We start from the raw sequence: 18,579 nt of genomic DNA on the forward strand, positions 1-18,579 counted from the left end.
CATGCGCGGCACGCGCCGTCGCGCCATCGGCGTGACGACGGCACACTAGGCCTCGGCCAGCGCGCGCTGGTGACGCGCCCGCAGCACGCCATTGGCCAGCGCCCCCAGCGCCAGCAGGACCGCGGTGCCCAGGAACACGGCCGGCATGCCGAAATGGCCGCCAATGAAGCCGCCCAGCAGCGGCCCCGCCACCTGGCCCACGTACTGCGCGGAAATCGACATGCCCAGCACGTTGCCGCCTACGCCGTCAGGCACGTTGTGGCGGATCACGCTGGTCACGCACGGCAGCAGCCCGCCCAGCGCCAGGCCCATCAGGAAACGCAGCGCCACCAGTTGCCAGCCGGCGCTGACGAAGGCCTGCGGAATCAGCAGCAACGCGGCCACCGCCAGCGCGCCGACGATCACGGTCCAGTGGCCGACCCGGTCGGCCAGGCGCCCCAGCCGCGACGCCGACAGGATCGCGCCCAGCGCCGCCGCCGACATCACCACGCCGGACACCAGCGTGACGCGGGCCGGATCGTCCACCAATTGCCCCACGTACACGGTGATGATGGGCTCGATCGACATGGTGGCGAACATCAGCAGCATGCCGGTCGCCAGCATCGCGGCCACCGGCCGCTTGTCGGGAATCTGCGCCCAGCCGCCCTGCCGCTTGCCTTCCTGGCGAGCGGGCCGCGCCGGCCGCGGCATTTCCCTGATCAGGAAGACGGTGGCCAGGAACGCCACGAAGATCACGCCGCCGGCCAGCAGGAACGTGGCGCGGATGCCGATCAGCGGCGGCAGCGCGCCGCCGATCAACGGCCCAACCAGGTTGCCCGCCATGATGCCGGCCGACAGCACGCCCAGCGCCCAGCCCGAGCGCGCCTTGGGCGCCTGCATCGCCACCAGGATGGTCGAGCCCGACGCATAACCGCCGGCCAGCCCCACCAGCAGCCGCAGCAATACCAACTGCCACACGCTCTGCACCATGCCGGTCAGCGACATGCAGATCGCCATGCCGAACGAGGCGCGCACCAGCATCAGCTTGCGCCCATAGCGGTCGCCCAGCCGGCCCCACAGCGGCGCGACCAGCGCCGCGGCGAAGAAGGTGGCGCCATAGGCCACGCCGGACCACTGCACGATGGCGGCATGGCCTTGCACGCCCAGTTCTTCCACGTACAGCGGCAGGAACGGCAGCAGCAGCGTCATCGCCACGATGGTGCTGAACGAGCCGGCGAAACAGACGGCCAGGTTGCGCCGCCAGTGGATGTTGTGGGCGGGCGCGGCCGCGCCGGCGTCCGGAGAGAGGGGTGCTGTCATGGAACTGGGGCCTGGTGGCGGTAGGACGGGAGTACGCGGAACCGGAATTGTTGCCAGCCTGGTCCGGTCCAGCAAGGCCAGCCGCGATACCGGTATTGCGGCTACCCCCCAAGGGCCGGCGCCGCCGTGGCCTGGCGCTCCCGGCCCTGCTACTGCGCCGCGCCGCGCAGCCAGGCCTTGGGGGTGGCGCCGTGATACGCCTTGAAGGCCTTGATGAAATGGCTGAGGCTGGAAAAACCGATGCGGTAGGCGGTTTCGGTGACCGAGCAGCCGCGCCGCAACAGACCGGCGGCCGCTTCCATCCGCGCTTGCAGCAGGCAGCCATGCACCGATTGGCCGTAGAGCGACATGAAGCCGGCCTGCAGCCGCTTTTCGCTCAGGCCCACGGCCAGCGCCAGTTGCCGCACGCTGCGGCAGTCTGCGTATTGATGCTGGATGCGGCGATGGGCCTCGGCCAGCCGCCTGCGGTGGGCCGGCGGCGGCAGGTCGGCCGCGCCGCGTCCGGCCAGGTGCGCCAGGGTCAGGGCCAGGGCTTCCTGGGCCTTGCCTTGCAAGTAGAGCGCGGCGATCTCGCCACGGTCCTGGTTCCAGGCCAGGATCTCGCCGGCCACGCGCGCCAGTCCCGGCCACAGCGGCAGCGTCGCCAACTGCGCGTCACGCGCCGGCACGCTGCCGTCGGCCGCGAACGCGGCGGCCGGCACCTGCCGCAAGGTGCGCCGCCACAGGGCGCGCACGGTCTCGCTGAAAAAGCGGATGTCGACGGCGCGGATATTGTGGCGCCCCTTGAATTCATCCCATCCCGGCACCGGCTCTGCCGTGCCGTGCAGGATGACGCTGCCCGGCTGGATGCGCAGGGCCGCGCCGCCCTCGAAGCCCACGCCGAACTGCCCTTCCAGCACGATCGCCACGCCGACGCTGGATTCGGCGGCGCCGCTGGCGGCCCAGTCGGACTCGGGTCGGCCGTCGAGGCAGCCTATCGAGATGCCGCCCGGCAGCTCGTGCTGGGTGCGGATCCTGAGCCAGTCCGGCGGCAGCAGGCGCAGCAGATCCTGCGCGGTAAGGGGCGCGCGGCGGTCCGGGGCAGGACGGGGCTGAGAGGCCATTTTGTTCCAATTCCGCAATTTCCGGCGCGGATTCGCTAGCGCGGCCGCCGCCTGGCCTGGATGATAACAATTTTCATCCGCATCAAGCCTTCCATGCCGCCTTTGCCAGACACCGCCCGCCGCCCGAACGAGGCCGCCGCCCTGTTCGTCTTCAACACCTTGTGCCTGACCGCAATCATGGCCTTCATGCCCGTGATCGGCCCGGTGGTGCGCGGCCTGCGGCTGGCCGAATGGCATGGCGGCCTGGTGGTCACCGTGGCCGGCGTGCTGTGGATGCTGATGGCGCGCTACTGGGGCGGCCGCAGCGACCGCATCGGCCGCCGCGGCGTGCTGCTGCGCGCCGCCGCCGGCTACATCGCCAGTTACCTGCTGCTGGCCATCGGCCTGGACCTGATGCTGCGCGAGCCGCCGCCGGTGTGGCTGGCGCTGCTGGCGCTGATGGCGTTGCGCGCCCTGATCGGCGCCTTCTACGCCGCCATGCCCACCGTCAGCGCCGCGCGCATCGCCGACATCACCGCGCCGGATCAACGCGGCGCCATGATGGCCAGGCTGGGCGCGGCCAACGGCCTGGGCATGGTGCTGGGGCCGGCCATCGGCGGCCTGCTGGTCAAGGACAGCCTGACGCTGCCGCTGTATATCGCCGCCGCGCTGCCGCTGCTGGGCACGCTGTGGCTGGCCGCGAAGCTGCCGTCCGACGCCGCGCACGAACCGCGCGCCACGCCGCCGCTGAAACTGAGCGACCGCCGGCTGCGCCTGCCGCTGGCCGCGATGCTGCTGGCCATGAGCGCGGTCATCACCGCGCAGATGATCGTCGGCTTCTACGCCATGGACGCGCTGCGCCAGGCGCCCGGCCCCGCCGCGCGGACGGCGGGCTGGGCCATGACCACCGTCGGCGTCATGCTGATCCTGGTGCAGGTGGGGCTGGCCAAGGCGCGGCGGATGAACGCGGCACGTTGCCTGGCGGGCGGCGCCCTGCTGTCGGGAATCGGCTTCCTGCTGGTGCCGCTGCTGGGCGGCGCCGCGGGGCTGGTGGCGTGCTACGCCGTCATGGCGGCCGGCATGGGTCTGGTGTTCCCGTCGATCCAGACCCTGGCGGCCAACGCCGTCACCGCCGAAGAACAAGGCATCGCCGCCGGCTCGGTGATCGCGGTGCAGGGCATGGCGATGGTGGTGGCGCCGCTGGTATGCACGCTGCTGTATGGCCTGCGTCCGTGGGTACCGTACGTGGTGGCCGCCGGCCTGTTGCTGCTGGTGGCGCTGGCCGCGGCGTTGAAGCCGCCTGCGCCACAGGCCGGGGTATCCGCCTGCCCGCCCTAACGCACGGCCTCGGCGTGGCGCTCGGACTCGAAGACGGCGTTCATACCTGGACCGGCACGCGATGACGCAGATGGATCAGCGGATAGGCCCGCCCCTGGCCGTCGCGCTCGGAGCGCCCGATGCGCTCGAATCCCAGCCGTTCATAGAAGCCGATCGCCTGCGCGTTCTGCTCGTTGACATCGGTGCTCAGGCCGGGATGGCGCCGCAGCGCGGCCTCGACCAGGGCACGGCCAATGCCCGCGCCGCGCGCGGCGGGATCGACGAACAGCGCTTCCATGTGGCCTCCGTCGAGCAGCATGAACGCCACCGCGCGATCGTCCTCGTCCACCGCCAGATCGAGCGCGGCGGCGGGCAGGAAGCCCGCGACCTCGGCCTCGATGTCGCGGCGGTCCCGAGGCGACAGGAAATCGTGGGTGGCATCGACGGCGCGGCGCCAGATGTCGACGACGCGTTCGCCGTCGGCGGGGGTGGAGGTTCTCAGGGTAATCATGGGTGCTACGGAAAAAAGAAGAAGGGTTGGCGGCCGTCAGCCGGCGTCGGTGCGCCGTTCGATGGCGCGGATCACCGCCACCATGTCGGACGCGCCCAGGCCCTGGGCCTCGGTCTCGCCGTAGAGCGCGTGGCTGGCGTCCAGCAGCGGCGAGGCGATGCCGGCGCCGCGCGCGGCCTCGGCCACCAGCCGGCTGTTCTTGAGGACGTCGGTGATCGCCGCCTGCACGGAGAAGTCCTGCGTCACCAACTTGCCCAGCTTGACGCGCGACACGTCGCTGGCCATCGGCCCGGCGTTCAGCACCTCGGCGAACAGGGCCAGGTCGATGCCGTGACGCTCGGCGAAATGCACCGACTCGGTCAGGCCCGTGACCATGGTGATCAGGAACAGATTGACCGACAGCTTCATGACCAGCGCGGACGGCACCGCGCCACAGACGAAACTGTCGCGGCACAGGGGCCGCACCAGTTCGCGCACGGCATCGACGTCATCGTCATGGCCGGCCAGCATCACCACCAGTTGCCCGGCTTCGGCCGGCTTGCGCGAGCCCGACACCGGCGCCTCGACGTAGCGCCCGCCGGCCGCCTCGATGTCCGCGCCCAACTGGCGCGAGAAGTCGGCCGAGGTGGTGCCCATGTTGACGATCACGTGGTCGCGCACGCGCGCGGCGAAGTCGTCCGTGCCGCGCGCCAGCACCGTGTCGATAGCCGCGTCGTTGGCCAGCATCAGGATGACGGTGCGGCATTGCGCGTAGACCTGGCCGGCGCTGTCGGCCACGCGCGCGCCCGCGGCGCGCAGCGCGTCATAGCCGCCGGGGGATCGGCTCCAGACCACCAGCGGCGTGCCGGCGCGGGCCAGGTTGAGCGCCATCGGCGTGCCCATGACGCCCAGGCCGATGAATCCGATATCCATATGAGTCTCCGATACACGTTCAGGGGCCAGTCAACGGCGCCTTGATTTGCGCTCCGATGATAAGACATGCCCGGCACACCCGCCTCAGCCTCGCACCGCGCTGAACCGCGCCGATGTTTTTTGCAGCGATTTACACAATTGGAGACGCCCCGCCGGGGATTTCGGGCCACAATGCGCCGGCGTCCGTCCGCCGTCTCACCAGGAACCCCGATGAACAAAGCCCTAGCCCTGCTGCTCTGCGCCGCCCTGCCCACCCTGGCCACCGCCGCCCAGCCCGATGTCGAGGCACTGAAGCTCGACCCGCGCAACAAGCTGTACTGCAACGAACAGGCCGACTGGTGCGTCGGCATCAAGGTCGATGGCAGCTTCGAGGAAAACGGCCCGTTCGCCACCAGCCGCACGCTGCGCGCCGAGTACCGCATCTGGGACCTGCCCGACATCCCGAACTTCTCGCGCTTCACGGTCTGGCCGCACCTGATCCGGCTGAGCGAGGAACGCGCCCTGGTGGGCGTGATCGGTCCCAACGGGCCCGACTACAAGGAGGAAATCCAGTTCCCCGGCGGCAGCTTCTCGCGCCGCGACCTGTACCTGTTCGTGGTCGACCTGGGAGACAAGTCGTCGAGTCTGGTGCACTTGCTGCCGTACAGCGCCAAGGCCGGCATCCGCGCCTGCGCCAACGAGGCGGACGAGAAACGCCGCGAAGGCAACTGCATGGACTATTACCGCTATGACGCCACGGTGAAGGCCCTGCCCAGCCAGCAGCCATACCCGGACCTGCAGGTCACCACCCAGGCCACGCGCAGCCCGGCCGACGCCAGCCGCTACGCCGATTCGAGCAAGCGGCCCGCGCCGACGGCCGCGCAACTGCAACCGCAGGCCGACAAGCAGTGCAGCTACACGGTGACCTACAAGTGGAAGGAAGACGGCTCGGTCTACCAGCCGGCCACGCCAGTGCCGGACTGCGCCGAGTTCCTGGAACCGCGGCCCGGGAAGAAATAAGGCACTGGCCTTGGCCACCCTGGCCGCGCCCGCCCCGCCGCACCGGCGGGACGCGGCGGACCGCTGGGGTCGTCAGTCGGCGTAGCCCGGATTGCGCCGGTCCAGCCGGCGCAGCAGGCCCGGCCAGGCCAGCGCGGCCTTGTGGGCGCGGTCGGCCGGGGATTCCACCGCGGCGCGCGCCAGCACCTCGGGCGGGATGAAGGTCAGTTCTCCGCCGCCGGCCTGCGCCCGCACTTGCACCATGCAGGCCGCTTCCAGCCGGTGCATGGCCTGGAACGCTTCGGCCATGCTCTGCCCCACCGTCAACAGGCCATGGTTGCGCAGGATCAGGTAGTTGTTGCTGCCCAGGTCGCGCACCAGCCGCGGCTGCTCTTCGGGATTGAGCGCCAGGCCCTCGTAGTCGTGATAGCCGAGCGAACGCAGCACGATGAACGCGAACTGCGACAGCGGCAGCAGGCCTTCCTTCTGCGCCGACACCGCCACGCCGTTGATGGAGTGCGTGTGCAGCACGCACATGGCGTCCTTGCGGGCCGCATGGATACAGCTGTGGATGGTGAAGCCGGCCGGATTGATGTCGTATTCCGAGTCCATCACCTTGCGGCCTTGCAGGTCGATCTTGACCAGGCTGGAGGCCGTGATCTCGTCGAACATCATGCCGTAGGGGTTGATGAGGAAATGCTCGGTGCCCGGCACCTTGGCGGTGATATGGGTGAAGATCAGGTCGTCCCAGCCGAACAGCGCCACCAGCCGGTACAACGCCGCCAGGTCTTTGCGCACCTGCCATTCCGTGGCGCTGACGCGCTCGCGCACGCTGGTTTCCCTGTTCCCTGCCGTATCCATATGGTCTCCGTTGTCATGTTTACCCCCGGGCAATCGCGCCACGGGGTCCAGGCACTGTATTCGGTTTGCGCGGCGGCGCGCGCGCGAAGCCGGCAAGCGTCCGCTGCGTGCAACGCGGCGGGCTGGCGTTCCCGCCCGGCCGCCCTCGCGGTGACGGCCCGCCCCGGGGGGTGGAGATTCCCGTTCGCGGTTCCTGCCCACATCGCCGTGACGGTAAATCCCCATTACAATTCAGGAATCGGTCAGGTACGCGGCTTGCTGCCCGCCGCCTATTGCCACGGATGACGAGACACCATGCGCGACGCCATCAGGATTTTCGTGGGCTGCGACCCCAACGACTGCGACCTGGAACAGATGATGGTGCTGGACTACAGCGCCCGCAAGCATGCCTCGCGGCCGGTCGAGATCACCTGGATGCGCCTGTCGCGCGATCCGGCCAGCCCCTGGTATTGCGATCCGGAGCGTGGCCGCGGCTGGCGCACCGAGAAATGGTCGACGCCGTTCTCGGCCTTCCGCTGGGCCGTGCCGGCCGCCGCCGGCTTCGAAGGCCGGGCCCTGTACATGGACGCCGACATGCTGGTGCTGTGCGACCTGGCCGAGATCTGGGACCTGCCGCTGGCGGACGGAGCCATCGTCGCCGGCCGCCGCGACGGCGACGGCTGGCGGTCATGCGTGGCGCTGTGGGATTGCGCCCGCGCCCGCGACCACCTGCCCACGCTCGATGCGTTGCGCGCCAAGCGCCACGCCAATCGCGAAATGAGACATTACTTCGCCGCGCGGCCCCGGCTGGTGCAGCATCTGGACGCCCGCTACAACAGCATCGACGGCGAAGGCCTGGCGCGCGACGACATCCGCATCCTGCACTATTCCGACATGGGCACGCAGTTCTCGCACCGCTATGCCATGCCTCGCCTGCGCGCCGAAGGCCGGCGCCATTGGTTCGATGGAGAGGTCGTGAAGCACGCGCGCGCCGATCTGGCCGAACTGTTCGACCGCTATTACCAGGAAGCGCTGGCCGCCGGCCACAAGCTCGATGACTACCGCGCCGCCGCCCCGTTCGGCGACGTGGTAAAGGCTTCGCAGAAGGATTACACCGGCAATCGGCCACGGCCGCCGCGCCGCTCCTGGATACAGCGGCTCTGGGCCGGCGCTCTGGGCAATTGAGCCAGCGCTGCCGGGCGGGGCCGTCCCGCGCCCGCTTTGGGCTTTAATGGCGGCATGTCCCGCGCCCCCCTCATCTCGTATTTCCACAGCGGCGATGCCTTGCGCAGCCGCGGCATCGGCCTCGCCACGCCCACCGCCACGCTCGCCCTGCCCGAACCGCCCGCGCGCCTGGTGGCGGACTGGGCGCGCGAAATCGACACCCGCCTATTGCTGGAACCCGGCGATGTCGAACAGATGCCGCTGGCGCGCACCATCGTGCGCTGGCCCGGGTACGGCGCATGCGTGCGGGCCATGCGCGAATGGACTTCGGCGCTGGGGCTGGGCGACCTGCTGGACACCAGCGACATCGCACTGATGGCCTGCCGCGGCGCCCGCTACCATCACGATGGCGATCAGTACGGCGGCGCGGCCTTCTGCAATCTGTTCCTGAGCGAAGACAAGGGGCTGGACCTGCGCTTCACCGACAGCGGCCGCCGCATCGCGCTGACGCGCGGCACCGCGGTCCTGTTCGACACCTGCCAGCCACACGGCGTTGTGCCGCGCGGCGGCAGCGTGTTCGACAGCGCGGATTTTCCGGACGGCCGCGATCTGTCGCAGCTTTTCCTGACCTGGGAGCTGCCGATCGAAGACCCGCGCGTGGCTGCCGCGCTGGGCGTCGCGTTCGACCCCGACCCGGCCGGCGCCGCCTGGTTGGACGAAGAACAGGTGCGGCGCGGCGGCGCGCGTCAGCAGGTCCGGCCGGCCACCGGCGACTGGGTCGAGGCCGGCTGACGCGCGACCGCGTCTACCAGTAGACGTCCTGGTTGTAATACTTGTGCAGGTCGCGCGCCCAGGTTTCGTCCGCCATGCTCGGCCAGTTGTCCTTGTCGAAGCCCGGCGCGTCCTTGAGGGTTTCCTTGCTGACGTCGAGCACGAAGCACTTGCGGTCTGTATCCAGCGTCAGCGCGCCCCAGGGGATGGCGAACAGCTTTTCGCCCATTCCCAGCACGCCGCCGCGCGCCAGCACCGCATAGGCCACGCGGCCGCGCGGCACGTCGATCATGATGGCCTTGATGTCGCCCAGGCTTTCGCCAGCGCCGTTGTAGACGTCGTTGCCTTCCAGCGTATTGGCGGCCATGACTTCCGGGCCGGGGCCCTGCGCCTTGGACTTCGGACCGCCGACGATATTCGATTGCTGTTCCATCGCGTTTCTCCCGCGGGACTGTTCCCGCTGTCTGTCATTGAGGGATGAATCGTTGTGAATGATGAGCGAGGCCGCCCTCAGCGGCGCCGGGCTTCCGACGTCAGGCACGCGCCGGCCAGCGCGCCCACCAGCACGGCGCCGGCGATGCTCTTCCAGGCGTTCTCGTGCACATACCCGTCGGTGGCCGCCGAGACTTCCCGGGCGCGCCGCCACGCGTGCTTCTCCCACCCGCGCGCCTCGGCGCGCGCGGCATCGAGTTGCTGTTTGAGGCGATCGCGCGCCGCTTCGATCTCCGCGCCACCGTAGCTGGCCGTGCTGCGCAGCAGGTTCTCGGTTCCCGAAATCAGGTCGCGCAACGTGCCGTTGCCGTTCTGTGTAGCCATGACACCTCCTTGAAAAAAACGTCCGCGCCAGCCGCGCTGCGAGCCCGGACCCAGCCCTTTCAGCAAGCCGCGTGCCACGGCCCCTGTCAGCCTGCCCACCACTGTTTGATGGTGGCGCGCAACGCGGCGCTGCCCGCGGCGCCGGTCTCCTTGCGCAGGGCCGCCATGTAGGCGCCGAATTGCTTCATCGCCACGTGCGGCGGCAGCGGCGGCATTTCAGGGTCGGTCACCACTTCCAGCACCGCCGGGCGTCCGGCCGACAGGGCCCGGTCCCAGGCCGGTCCCACCTCGTCGGGCGAGGTCACGCGGATACCCTCCAGGCCCAGGAGGCGGGCGTAGTCCGCGTAAGAGAATTGCGGCAGCCACTGCGAGTCGGCAAAGCGCGGATCGCCGCCCATCACGCGCTGCTCCCATGTCACCAGGTTCAGGTCGCCGTTGTTCAGCACCAGCACCACCAGAGTCGGATCGCCCCAGTCCTTCCAGCGGTGCGCGATGGTGATGAGTTCGTTGATGCCCAGCATCTGCATCGCGCCGTCGCCCACCAGCGCGATCACCGGACGCGCCGGATACGCAAGCTTGGCCGCCACCGCGTAAGGCACGCCGCAGCCCATGCTGGCAAGCCCCCCGGAGACCGAGGCCATCATGCCTTCGTCCAGCTGAACGTCGCGCGCATACCAGTTGGCGGCCGATCCCGAGTCGCAGGTGACGATGCTGTGCGGCGGCAGGCGGCTGGACAGTTCCAGGAACGGACGCTGCGGGTTGACCGGCGTGGCATCGACCATTGCACGGGCCCGCACCGTTTCCCGCCAGCGCCGCACCGACTTCTCGATCTGTTCGCGCCACGGACTGTCCGTCTTCGGTTCAAGCAGGGGCAGCAACGCGTCGAGCGTCAGCCCGGCATCGCCCACCAGCCCGACCTCCACCGGATAGCGCAGGCTCAACTGGCGGCCGTCCAGGTCGATCTGCACGGCGCGGGCCTGGCCTTCTCTGGGCAGGAATTCCGCGTACGGAAAGGACGTGCCCACCATCAGCAAGGTGTCGCAATCGTTCATCATTTCCCAGCTTGGCTGGGTGCCCAGCAGCCCAATGGCGCCCGTGACGTAGGGCAGCGCGTCCGGCAGCACCGCCTTGCCCAGCAGCGCCTTGGCCACGCCGGCCCCCAGGCGCTCGGCGACCGCTCGCACTTCGTTGCCGGCGGACAGGGCGCCCGCGCCCACCAGCATCGCCACCCGCTCGCCGCGATTGAGGATGTCGGCGGCATTGGCCAGCGCGGTGGCGGGCGGCACCGCCGCGTGCGAGGTGACACCGATGCCGGTGCGCACGGTGCCGTGTTCGCGCGGCGGCACCGGCACCGCCTCCAGGTCCTGCACATCGTTCGGCACGATCAGGCAGGTGACGCTGCGCCGCTCCATGGCGATGCGCATGGCGCGGTCGACCATGTGGCGCGCCTGCACCGGGGAAGTCACCATGTGCACGAACTCATGCGCCACGTCCTTGAAGAGATTCACCAGGTCCACTTCCTGCTGGTAGTCGCCGCCCAGCGCGCTGCGCGCCTGCTGGCCGACGATGGCCACCACCGGCTGGTGATCCAGCTTGGCGTCATACAGCCCGTTGAGCAGGTGGATGGCGCCCGGGCCGGAGGTGGCCATGCACACGCCCACCTGCCCGGTGAACTTTGCATGCGCGCAGGCCATGAAGGCGGCGCCTTCCTCGTGCCGGGTCTGTACGAATTCCAATGTTTCGTTGCGCCCGAAAGCGCCGATCAATCCATTGATGCCGTCGCCGGGATAGCCGAACACGCGTTGCACGCCCCATTGGCCAAGGCGGTCCAGCATGAAGTCGGATACGGTTTGCATGGCGTTGCTCCTTCTGTCTGCACAGGTGGATTACGCCTTGCGCAACTGGCGTGCCCGGGCGGCCCGCCCGGCGCATGCCGCGCAGCCGCGTGCGGCATTTACAACGGGCGGCAACAACGACACGGGCGCCTTGCGGCGCCCGGGATTCAGGGACAGGAGCGATGGCGCGCCGCCGGAGCCGCGCCCTGGCTCAACCGCGCAAAGCCGCCTCGATTCCGGCCACGTCGATCTTGCCCATCCGCATCATGGCCTCGAAGGCGCGCCTCGCGGCGGCGCGGTCCGGCGCCACCAGCGCCTCGGTCAGCACGCGCGGCGTGATCTGCCAGGACAGGCCCCATTTGTCCTGGCACCAGCCACAGACGTTCTCCGAACCGCCGTTGCCGACGATCGCATTCCACAAGCGGTCGGTCTCGGCCTGGTCGTCGGTGGCGATCTGGAACGAGAAGGCCTGGTTGTGCTGGATGCCGGGGCCGCCGTTCAGGCCGAGACAGGGAATCCCGGCCACCGTGAATTCCACGGTCAGCACATCGCCCTCGCGCCCCGACGGATAGTCGGCGGGCGCATGCATCACGCGGCCCACGGCGCTGTCGGGAAAGGTCTGTGCGTAGAACCGCGCCGCGTCCAGCGCGTCACGGTCGTACCAGAGGCAAATCGTATTCTTGCTGATCATCATCGGTCTCCTGCGATGAGAAGCGAAACGCGAAACGAAGCAGGCAACGCGCGAACCCTATACGGCTATAGCGCTCGCCAGGTCCGCGCCCCGCTCACTGAAGAATGCTGCCCGGTCGAGCATAACGCCGGCCCCGGCGCACAGTCGTTACGAAGCGTTGGCGCCGCCCAGGCTTTCGCCCGCCAGGCCCAGACGCAGCGCTGCCAGCAATGGCTGACCGATTTCGAGCGCGACCTGCGCCAGCTGGCCGCCGTGCCCGACCCCTCCGACGCCGAACGCATCTTCGCCGACACGGTGGTGCCCTCATCGCGCGCGGTGGCCTTCGTGCGCCAGTTGGCCGCGCAGCAGGCCGGCACGGTGTCGGGAGAAATTGCCTACCAGGGGCGGGGGTTCCTGTACGTGCACGACATGACGCGCTTCCTGCCCGTGACGGCGCTGGATGCCCAGGCCTGGGAGCGCTGCATTGACCCGGCCCGCCGCGACGCCGACGCCTGCCAATGAGGCCGCCGGCCGCTCCGTTCACGGGACGGCCTGGGTTTCCACCGTCAAGTGCGACAGTCCGGCGATATGCGCCAGCTTTGTTTTATAGACGGTGCTGTCGCGTGGATTCCTTGTGACCAGCGACACGATCGCCGCATAGTGACCCGGCCCCACCTGCCACACATGCAGGTCGACGATCTCGTCGTCGCCGTCATCCAGCGCCTGCTCGATATCGCGACGCATCCGGCCACTACTGTGCGGCGTGGCGTCGAGCAGCACGGTGCCCGAATCGCGGATCAGGCCCCACGACCAGCGCGCGATGACCAACGCACCGACCACGCCCATCGCCGGGTCGGCCCACAGCCAGCCGTAGCTGCGGCCCAGCAACAAAGCCGCGATCGCCAACACAGAAGTCAGGGCATCCGCCAGCACGTGGATGTAGGCGGAACGCAGGTTGTTGTCATGGCCATGGGTCGCGTGGACGACGCCCGCGGCATGGTCGTGGCCGTGACCGTGACCATGGCCATGACCATGGCCGTGGCCGTGGCCGTGGCCGTGCTCGTGACCGTGGTGGGCGGGATTATGGTCATGGCCGTGCCCGCCCTGCCCATGGGAATGCGCATGGTCATCCTTGAGCAACCACGCGGACACCAAATTCACCAGCAGTCCCGCCACGGCGATGGCAATGGCCTGGTCAAAGCCGATGGGCACAGGATCGACCAGGCGCGCCGCGCTTTCCCAGCCGATGATCAGGGAGATCAACGCCAGCACGATGGCGCTGGCGAATCCCGCCAGCTCGCCCAGCTTGCCAGTGCCGAACGTGAAGCGCGGGTTGCGCGCGTGGCGGCGCGCGTAGCCATAGGCGAGCGCCGTGATCAGCATCGCGCCCGCGTGCGTCGACATGTGCCAGCCATCGGCCACCAGGGCCATCGATCCATAGAGATTGCCGGCGATAATCTCGACGACCATCATGCCCGCCGTCAGGGCAATGACCCACCACACGCGGCGCTCGTTGCGCCGGTGGTCCTGGCCGAGAAAGACGTGGTCATGGGTCAAGGGGGTATTCATGGGATTGCTCCTGCTCGCGGGACCATGAACCGGCGGCCCCCTGCCGGCGGGCCGCTATTTCATGTAGGCCCGGATCACGTCCATCATTTCCCGCGCCGCCTCGACCCGCTCGACCTCGGACGCCGCATGCACGACGTGCTCGTCCAGGTGGCCCTGCATGACTTCCGCCGTCAGGCCGTTGAGCGCGCCGCGGGCCGAGGCCAGCTGGCGCAGCACTTCGCCGCAGGCCGACTCGGCCTCGAGCGCTCGCTCCAGACCGTCGAGCTGGCCGCGGATGCGGCGCACGCGGGCGATGAGTTTTTCCTTCTGGCGGATGGTGTGGGCCATGGTCGATGCACGGAAAATATAGTGTAGGGGACTATATTATATAAACTGCATCCGCCGCACCATTCCCCTGCCGCCGTCCCGGAAAAGCGAAGACTAGGCCCCGCGCACCAAAGTCGACGGGTTGACGCCGAACTGCTTGCGGAATGCCGCCGAGAAGTGGCTGGGGTTGCTATAGCCGAGGTCGGTCGCCACATGCACCACCGACAGCCGTCCGCGCAACAATTGGGTACGCGCCTGTTGCATGCGTTCGTGCTGGAAGCAATCGTAGATGCTGCGGCCGTAGTGGCGGCGGAACGCGCGCGCCAACGTCGGCACGCTGACGCCCGCCTCGTGCGCCAGCGCCTCCAGGCTGGGCGCACGGCTCAGGTCGGCCAGCAGATGGTCGCGCACCCGCGCCAGGCGGCGCTGCATCGCCACCGGCAGGCTGGCCAGGGGCCGGCCGCAGGACTCCAGGAACAGTCCCACCAGCAGCAGCGACTGGGCCTGCAGCCACAGCCCATGGCGGCAGGCCGCGCCCTCGCCAGCCAGGCCCTGCGCCAACTGGTGCGCGGTGCCGCGCAGCTCGGCGCCGCCGTGGCCGTGCAGGAAGCAGGCCGCCGACGCCAGGCCGCTGGCAAGGTCGCCTTCCAGGTCGTGGCTCCAGCGCCGCAGCAGGTCGGGCCGGACCATGACGGTGACATTGTCCAGGCGGCCTTCCTGGCAATAGTGGCCGCGCCGACCCGGGCCGTAGCTGATGGTGCCGGTGCCCTCGCGCACCGCGAACTCGCGGCCGCCTTCCCAGCCGTCGAAATGGCAGGCCGCGCGCCCGTCCATGCGGCTGTTGAAACTGAAATGGACGTAGTCGCTGTCATCCTGCAGGGGAAGCTCGATAGCCTCGCGCAAGTCGCTGTGCCAGTAGACCAGTTCGGCGCCGTCCTGCAGCGGCATGCGGGTGATGCGGCAGACGCTGCCCGGGCCCAGGCGCAGCACCGAAGTGTCCATCACGAAACGGGAAAGCGGGATCAGGCCGGAACTCATGGGACACGCACCAGGCAGAGTTGATCCGATTCGGGCGGAGATGATCGGATTCGGGTAGCAATACAAATATAAATCATTATCATCCATTCGTATCAAGCCCGCAATCGCGGTCCGGCCAACCGCGCTTGCCCCACCCCCTACCTCCAGAAGGCCCCCATGCGACTCCCCGCCCTGCCGGCACTTTCCCTGTCCACGCTGGCACTGTCCATTGCCCTGCCTGCCCAGGCGCAATCCGCTTCGGAGCCCGCCACCCTGCCCGCCGTCACAGTGCATGCGCGCGGCGCCGATGAAAACGCCAAGGACCTGCCCTACACGGTCGATGTCATCGACGGCATCGCGCTGGAACAGCGCCGCCTGCTGAACCTGGAGCAGGCGCTGCGCGCCACGCCCGGCGTCAACGTCAATTCCTCGGGCGGCGCCAACGTGTCCACCATCTACGTCCGCGGCGTCGGCGCGCTCTACCCCATGAGCATGGACGACAGCTCGGTGGCGCTGAACGTCGATGGCAGCCCGCTGTCGACGCGCCACATTTCCATCGGCACGCTCGACGTCGACCAGATCGAGGTGCTCAAGGGCCCGCAGGGCACGCTGTTCGGCGGCATGGGCGAGGCCGGCGCGGTCAACCTGACCACGCGCCGCCCGACCCGCGAATGGGAAGGCTATGCCCGCGCAGAATACGGCCAGGACCGCCAGTTCCTGACCGAGGCCGCAGTCGGCGGCCCGTTGACCGACAAGCTGGCCGGCCGCTTCGCGATACGCGCCGGCGGCTCCGATCACTGGATCGAGAACGCGCGCAACGACCGCCCCCTGTCCAAGCCGCGCGACCTGGCGTTCCGCGGCAGCCTGCTGTGGGACCTGACCACCCGCACCAGCGCGCTGGTGTCGGCCGAACGCCACCAGATCCGCCACCTGGGCGAACAACTGGTGCTGATGCCCTACGGTCGGCCGCCCATCGTGGACATGGATCCATCGATGCTGAACGACGCCAGAAAGACCGTCGAACGCTACACCTTGCAGATTGACCACCGCTTCGACCAGGCGCGGCTGACCGCCATCTCCGCCTATACCGACAGCTACAACATCGGCCCCGTGGTCTACGACCGCCGCCTGCAGAACGTCATGGGCCGCGGCGACAGCGAATTCTGGAATGTCGATGAAACCCGCGAACACCTGTTCACCCAGGACCTGCGGCTGGCGTCGCTGCCGGAAAGCCAGGTGTTCTGGGTGACGGGCCTTTCGTATTCCCAGGCCAGGCGCTCCTACGACACCCCGCGCAACACCTACGGCAACGCCAGCGCCAAGTACCGCGACTTCGACACCGACCGTTACGGCATCTATGGCGAAGCGACCGTGCCCGTGGCCAGCCGCTGGAAACTCACCACCGGCCTGCGCCAGTCGTGGGTGCGCAAGACCTATGACGGCAAATACCACGACGGCGGCGCCGTCACCACCGACCATCGCAAGCTGGACGATACCTTCACCACCGGCCGCATCGCGCTGGCCTATGCGCTCACGCCCACCACCACGCTCTATGGCAGCTACGGCCGCGGCTACAACCCAGCCGGCTTCAACGACTACGCCGCGCAGCCGCTGGACAGCCAGCCCTACAAGGCGGCCAGCACCAACGCCTACGAACTCGGCTTCAAATACCTGAGCGCTGACGGGCGCTATGGGCTGGACGGCGCGGTCTACCTCAACCAGGTGCGCAACAACCACTTGCTGTCCTATGACTCGGCCACCTTCGCGGTCAACGCGCTCAACGCCGACACCCGCAGCAAGGGTGCCGAACTGCGGGGCACGATGCAGCTGGACAACGGCCTGGGCTTGAGCGCCGGCCTGAGCTACATCGACGCCCGCATCAACACCGCCGTCAACGGCATCGCCGACGGCGACGTCAAGGCCGGCAACCGCGTGCCCGACGTCTCGCGCTGGGGTGGCACGCTGGGCCTGACCTATCGCCACGCCATGCCGCCCATGGCGGGCCTGTCCGCCCCAGTGTTCAACGCCCGCGTCGACTGGCAATACGTCGGCAAGCGCGCGGCCGATCCGCAGAACCACCTCGAACTCGATAGCTACCAGTTGCTGAACGCGCGGCTGGGCGTGGCCGACGGCCGCGCCGAGTACTACGTATGGGGCAGCAACCTGCTGAACCGGCAATACGACCTATACGGCTATTTCACGCCGCCGTCGGTGGCGTATGGCGCGCCGGCCCGTGGCCGCACGCTCGGGATCGGCGTCTCCTACAGCTATTGATCAGGATCCTTCTCATGCCATCGCGCCGCGCCTGGGCCTTGCTGGCCAGCCTCTACAGCACCCAGTTCCTGGGGCTGATGTTCTTCGTCATCGCCATGGTGGCCATCCTGCGCGACGGCGGGGCCAGCCTGGACACCATCGGCCTGGTCTACCTGATGGGCATGGCCTGGCCGCTCAAGGCGTTGTACGCGCCCTGGATCGACCGCCACGCCACCGGCCTGCGCGGGCACTACCGCGGCTGGCTGCTGGTGACCCAGGCCGGGCTGGTGCTGTGCCTGGCCCTGATCGGCATGCTCGACCTGCGGACCGACTTCACGGCGATCTACCTGCTGTGCTGGGCCACGGCGCTGTTCTCGGGCGCCCAGGACGTGGCGCTCGACGGCCTGGCCTGCCGGCTGCTGACCCGCCCGGCCGATCGCGGCTTCGGCAATGGCCTGCAGATCGCCGGCGGCCTGATCGGCAACCTGGTCGGCGGCGGCATGATGCTGATGCTGTATCCACGGCTGGGTTGGCGCGGCTGCTGCCTGTTGCTGGCCGCGCTCACGGCGGTGTCGTGGATCCAGCTGCTGGGCTACCGCGAACCGCAATGGCCGCGCAGCGCCGGGCCCGCCAGCCATGCGCGCCTGCTGGCCTTCTGGCGCGGACCGCAACGCAAGCGCTGGCTGCTCTTGCTGGTGCTCTATCCGGCTTCCGCGTCGCTGGGGTATGCCGTCATCATGCCCTCGCTGATCGACACCGGCTGGTCGCTCGCCGACATCGGGCTGATCCTCAACGTGGTGGGCGCCGTCGCCGGACTGCTCGTGGCGCTGGCCTACGGCCGCCTGCTCAAGCGCTGGTCGCGGCGCGGCGCCACCCTGTCGGCGGCGCTGTTGCAGGTGGCGGGCATCGCCGGCCTGGCGCTGCCCGCCATGGCCTGGGGGTCGCACGCCACCACGGGCGTGGCGGTGGTGCTGTACTACATGCTGTACACGCCGGCCGCCACGGTGCTGTGCACGCTGATCATGGATCAGTCGTCGCCGCAAAGCCCCGCCACCGACTACACCCTGCAGATGAGCGTGAGCCATTTCTTCGCAATGCTGCTGACCTCGGCCGGCACCATGCTGGCCGGCCGCATCGGTTATGGCGGCGTGGTCGGCGCGGCGATCGCGCTGGCGGTGCTCGGCCTGCTCGCCGCCATGCGCTGGGTTCCCCGGGAGGCGGCATGAACAAGCCCTGGGA

At 69.1% G+C, this 18,579-nt stretch carries 19 protein-coding genes; 7 read left to right on the plus strand and 12 right to left on the minus strand.

What is annotated here, in order from left to right; genetic code table 11:
• Positions 1–45 precede the first annotated feature (45 nt).
• Entirely contained in the window at positions 46–1,299 is a 1,254-nt protein-coding gene (locus AC6LKG_RS19755; RefSeq protein ID WP_498167178.1) for an MFS transporter, read from the minus strand.
• A gap of 149 nt (positions 1,300–1,448) precedes the next feature.
• On the minus strand, positions 1,449–2,402 hold the full coding sequence (locus tag AC6LKG_RS19760; RefSeq protein WP_498167181.1) for a helix-turn-helix transcriptional regulator: 954 nt from the start codon (positions 2,400–2,402) through the stop codon (positions 1,449–1,451).
• Between the two features lie 93 nt (positions 2,403–2,495).
• Here AC6LKG_RS19760 and AC6LKG_RS19765 point away from each other — a divergent pair, with 93 nt between their 5' ends.
• The gene (locus AC6LKG_RS19765; protein WP_498167184.1) at positions 2,496–3,719 is read left to right on the plus strand and encodes an MFS transporter; all 1,224 of its coding nucleotides are present in this window, start codon (positions 2,496–2,498) and stop codon (positions 3,717–3,719) included.
• Positions 3,720–3,759: 40 nt separating this feature from the next.
• On the opposite strand, the gene AC6LKG_RS19770 is transcribed toward AC6LKG_RS19765, so the two are convergent.
• Positions 3,760–4,209, minus strand: coding sequence for an acetyltransferase (locus tag AC6LKG_RS19770; protein WP_498167187.1), 450 nt, complete (start codon positions 4,207–4,209; stop codon positions 3,760–3,762).
• Between the two features lie 36 nt (positions 4,210–4,245).
• A complete protein-coding gene (locus AC6LKG_RS19775; protein ID WP_498167189.1) occupies positions 4,246–5,121 on the minus strand; it encodes an NAD(P)-dependent oxidoreductase in 876 nt (291 codons plus the stop codon).
• 210 nt (positions 5,122–5,331) lie between these two features.
• On the opposite strand from AC6LKG_RS19775, the gene AC6LKG_RS19780 reads away from it, so the two are divergent.
• Positions 5,332–6,120 (plus strand): hypothetical protein, encoded by a 789-nt coding sequence (locus AC6LKG_RS19780; protein WP_498167192.1) that lies wholly within the window; start codon positions 5,332–5,334, stop codon positions 6,118–6,120.
• Between the two features lie 72 nt (positions 6,121–6,192).
• Here the strand turns inward: AC6LKG_RS19780 and AC6LKG_RS19785 are convergent, their stop codons facing one another.
• A complete protein-coding gene (locus tag AC6LKG_RS19785) occupies positions 6,193–6,960 on the minus strand; it encodes a class II aldolase/adducin family protein (protein ID WP_498167194.1) in 768 nt (255 codons plus the stop codon).
• Between the two features lie 294 nt (positions 6,961–7,254).
• On the opposite strand from AC6LKG_RS19785, the gene AC6LKG_RS19790 reads away from it, so the two are divergent.
• Positions 7,255–8,124, plus strand: coding sequence for a glycosyl transferase (locus AC6LKG_RS19790; RefSeq protein ID WP_498167197.1), 870 nt, complete (start codon positions 7,255–7,257; stop codon positions 8,122–8,124).
• Positions 8,125–8,178: 54 nt separating this feature from the next.
• Positions 8,179–8,895, plus strand: a complete 717-nt coding sequence (locus AC6LKG_RS19795) for a hypothetical protein (RefSeq protein WP_498167200.1) — start codon at positions 8,179–8,181, stop codon at positions 8,893–8,895.
• Between the two features lie 13 nt (positions 8,896–8,908).
• On the opposite strand, the gene AC6LKG_RS19800 is transcribed toward AC6LKG_RS19795, so the two are convergent.
• The 4 genes from AC6LKG_RS19800 to AC6LKG_RS19815 all read right to left on the minus strand — a co-directional run bounded on the left by AC6LKG_RS19800 (position 8,909) and on the right by AC6LKG_RS19815 (position 12,216).
• Entirely contained in the window at positions 8,909–9,307 is a 399-nt protein-coding gene (locus AC6LKG_RS19800) for a PRC-barrel domain-containing protein (RefSeq protein ID WP_498167202.1), read from the minus strand.
• 77 nt (positions 9,308–9,384) lie between these two features.
• A complete protein-coding gene (locus AC6LKG_RS19805; RefSeq protein ID WP_498167204.1) occupies positions 9,385–9,690 on the minus strand; it encodes an ElaB/YgaM/YqjD family protein in 306 nt (101 codons plus the stop codon).
• 86 nt (positions 9,691–9,776) lie between these two features.
• Positions 9,777–11,546, minus strand: coding sequence for a thiamine pyrophosphate-requiring protein (locus tag AC6LKG_RS19810; protein WP_498167207.1), 1,770 nt, complete (start codon positions 11,544–11,546; stop codon positions 9,777–9,779).
• Between the two features lie 190 nt (positions 11,547–11,736).
• Positions 11,737–12,216, minus strand: a complete 480-nt coding sequence (locus AC6LKG_RS19815) for a VOC family protein (protein ID WP_049075952.1) — start codon at positions 12,214–12,216, stop codon at positions 11,737–11,739.
• 15 nt (positions 12,217–12,231) lie between these two features.
• Here AC6LKG_RS19815 and AC6LKG_RS19820 point away from each other — a divergent pair, with 15 nt between their 5' ends.
• Entirely contained in the window at positions 12,232–12,717 is a 486-nt protein-coding gene (locus AC6LKG_RS19820) for a hypothetical protein (RefSeq protein WP_498167210.1), read from the plus strand.
• A gap of 18 nt (positions 12,718–12,735) precedes the next feature.
• On the opposite strand, the gene dmeF is transcribed toward AC6LKG_RS19820, so the two are convergent.
• From dmeF to AC6LKG_RS19835, 3 genes are all read right to left on the minus strand, one after another.
• Entirely contained in the window at positions 12,736–13,764 is a 1,029-nt protein-coding gene (gene dmeF, locus AC6LKG_RS19825) for a CDF family Co(II)/Ni(II) efflux transporter DmeF (protein ID WP_498167212.1), read from the minus strand.
• 54 nt (positions 13,765–13,818) lie between these two features.
• Positions 13,819–14,091: a metal/formaldehyde-sensitive transcriptional repressor gene (locus AC6LKG_RS19830; RefSeq protein WP_498167213.1), complete on the minus strand. Its 273-nt coding sequence runs from the start codon at positions 14,089–14,091 to the stop codon at positions 13,819–13,821.
• 93 nt (positions 14,092–14,184) lie between these two features.
• Positions 14,185–15,108 (minus strand): helix-turn-helix transcriptional regulator, encoded by a 924-nt coding sequence (locus tag AC6LKG_RS19835; protein WP_498167215.1) that lies wholly within the window; start codon positions 15,106–15,108, stop codon positions 14,185–14,187.
• Between the two features lie 156 nt (positions 15,109–15,264).
• Here AC6LKG_RS19835 and AC6LKG_RS19840 point away from each other — a divergent pair, with 156 nt between their 5' ends.
• Complete coding sequence (locus AC6LKG_RS19840; RefSeq protein WP_498167218.1) at positions 15,265–17,361, plus strand: TonB-dependent receptor; 2,097 nt, start codon at positions 15,265–15,267, stop codon at positions 17,359–17,361.
• 14 nt (positions 17,362–17,375) lie between these two features.
• On the plus strand, positions 17,376–18,566 hold the full coding sequence (locus AC6LKG_RS19845) for an MFS transporter (protein WP_498167221.1): 1,191 nt from the start codon (positions 17,376–17,378) through the stop codon (positions 18,564–18,566).
• The last annotated feature ends 13 nt before the right edge of the window (positions 18,567–18,579 follow it).

The sequence above is a fragment of the Achromobacter sp. 46006 genome (assembly GCF_059761975.1).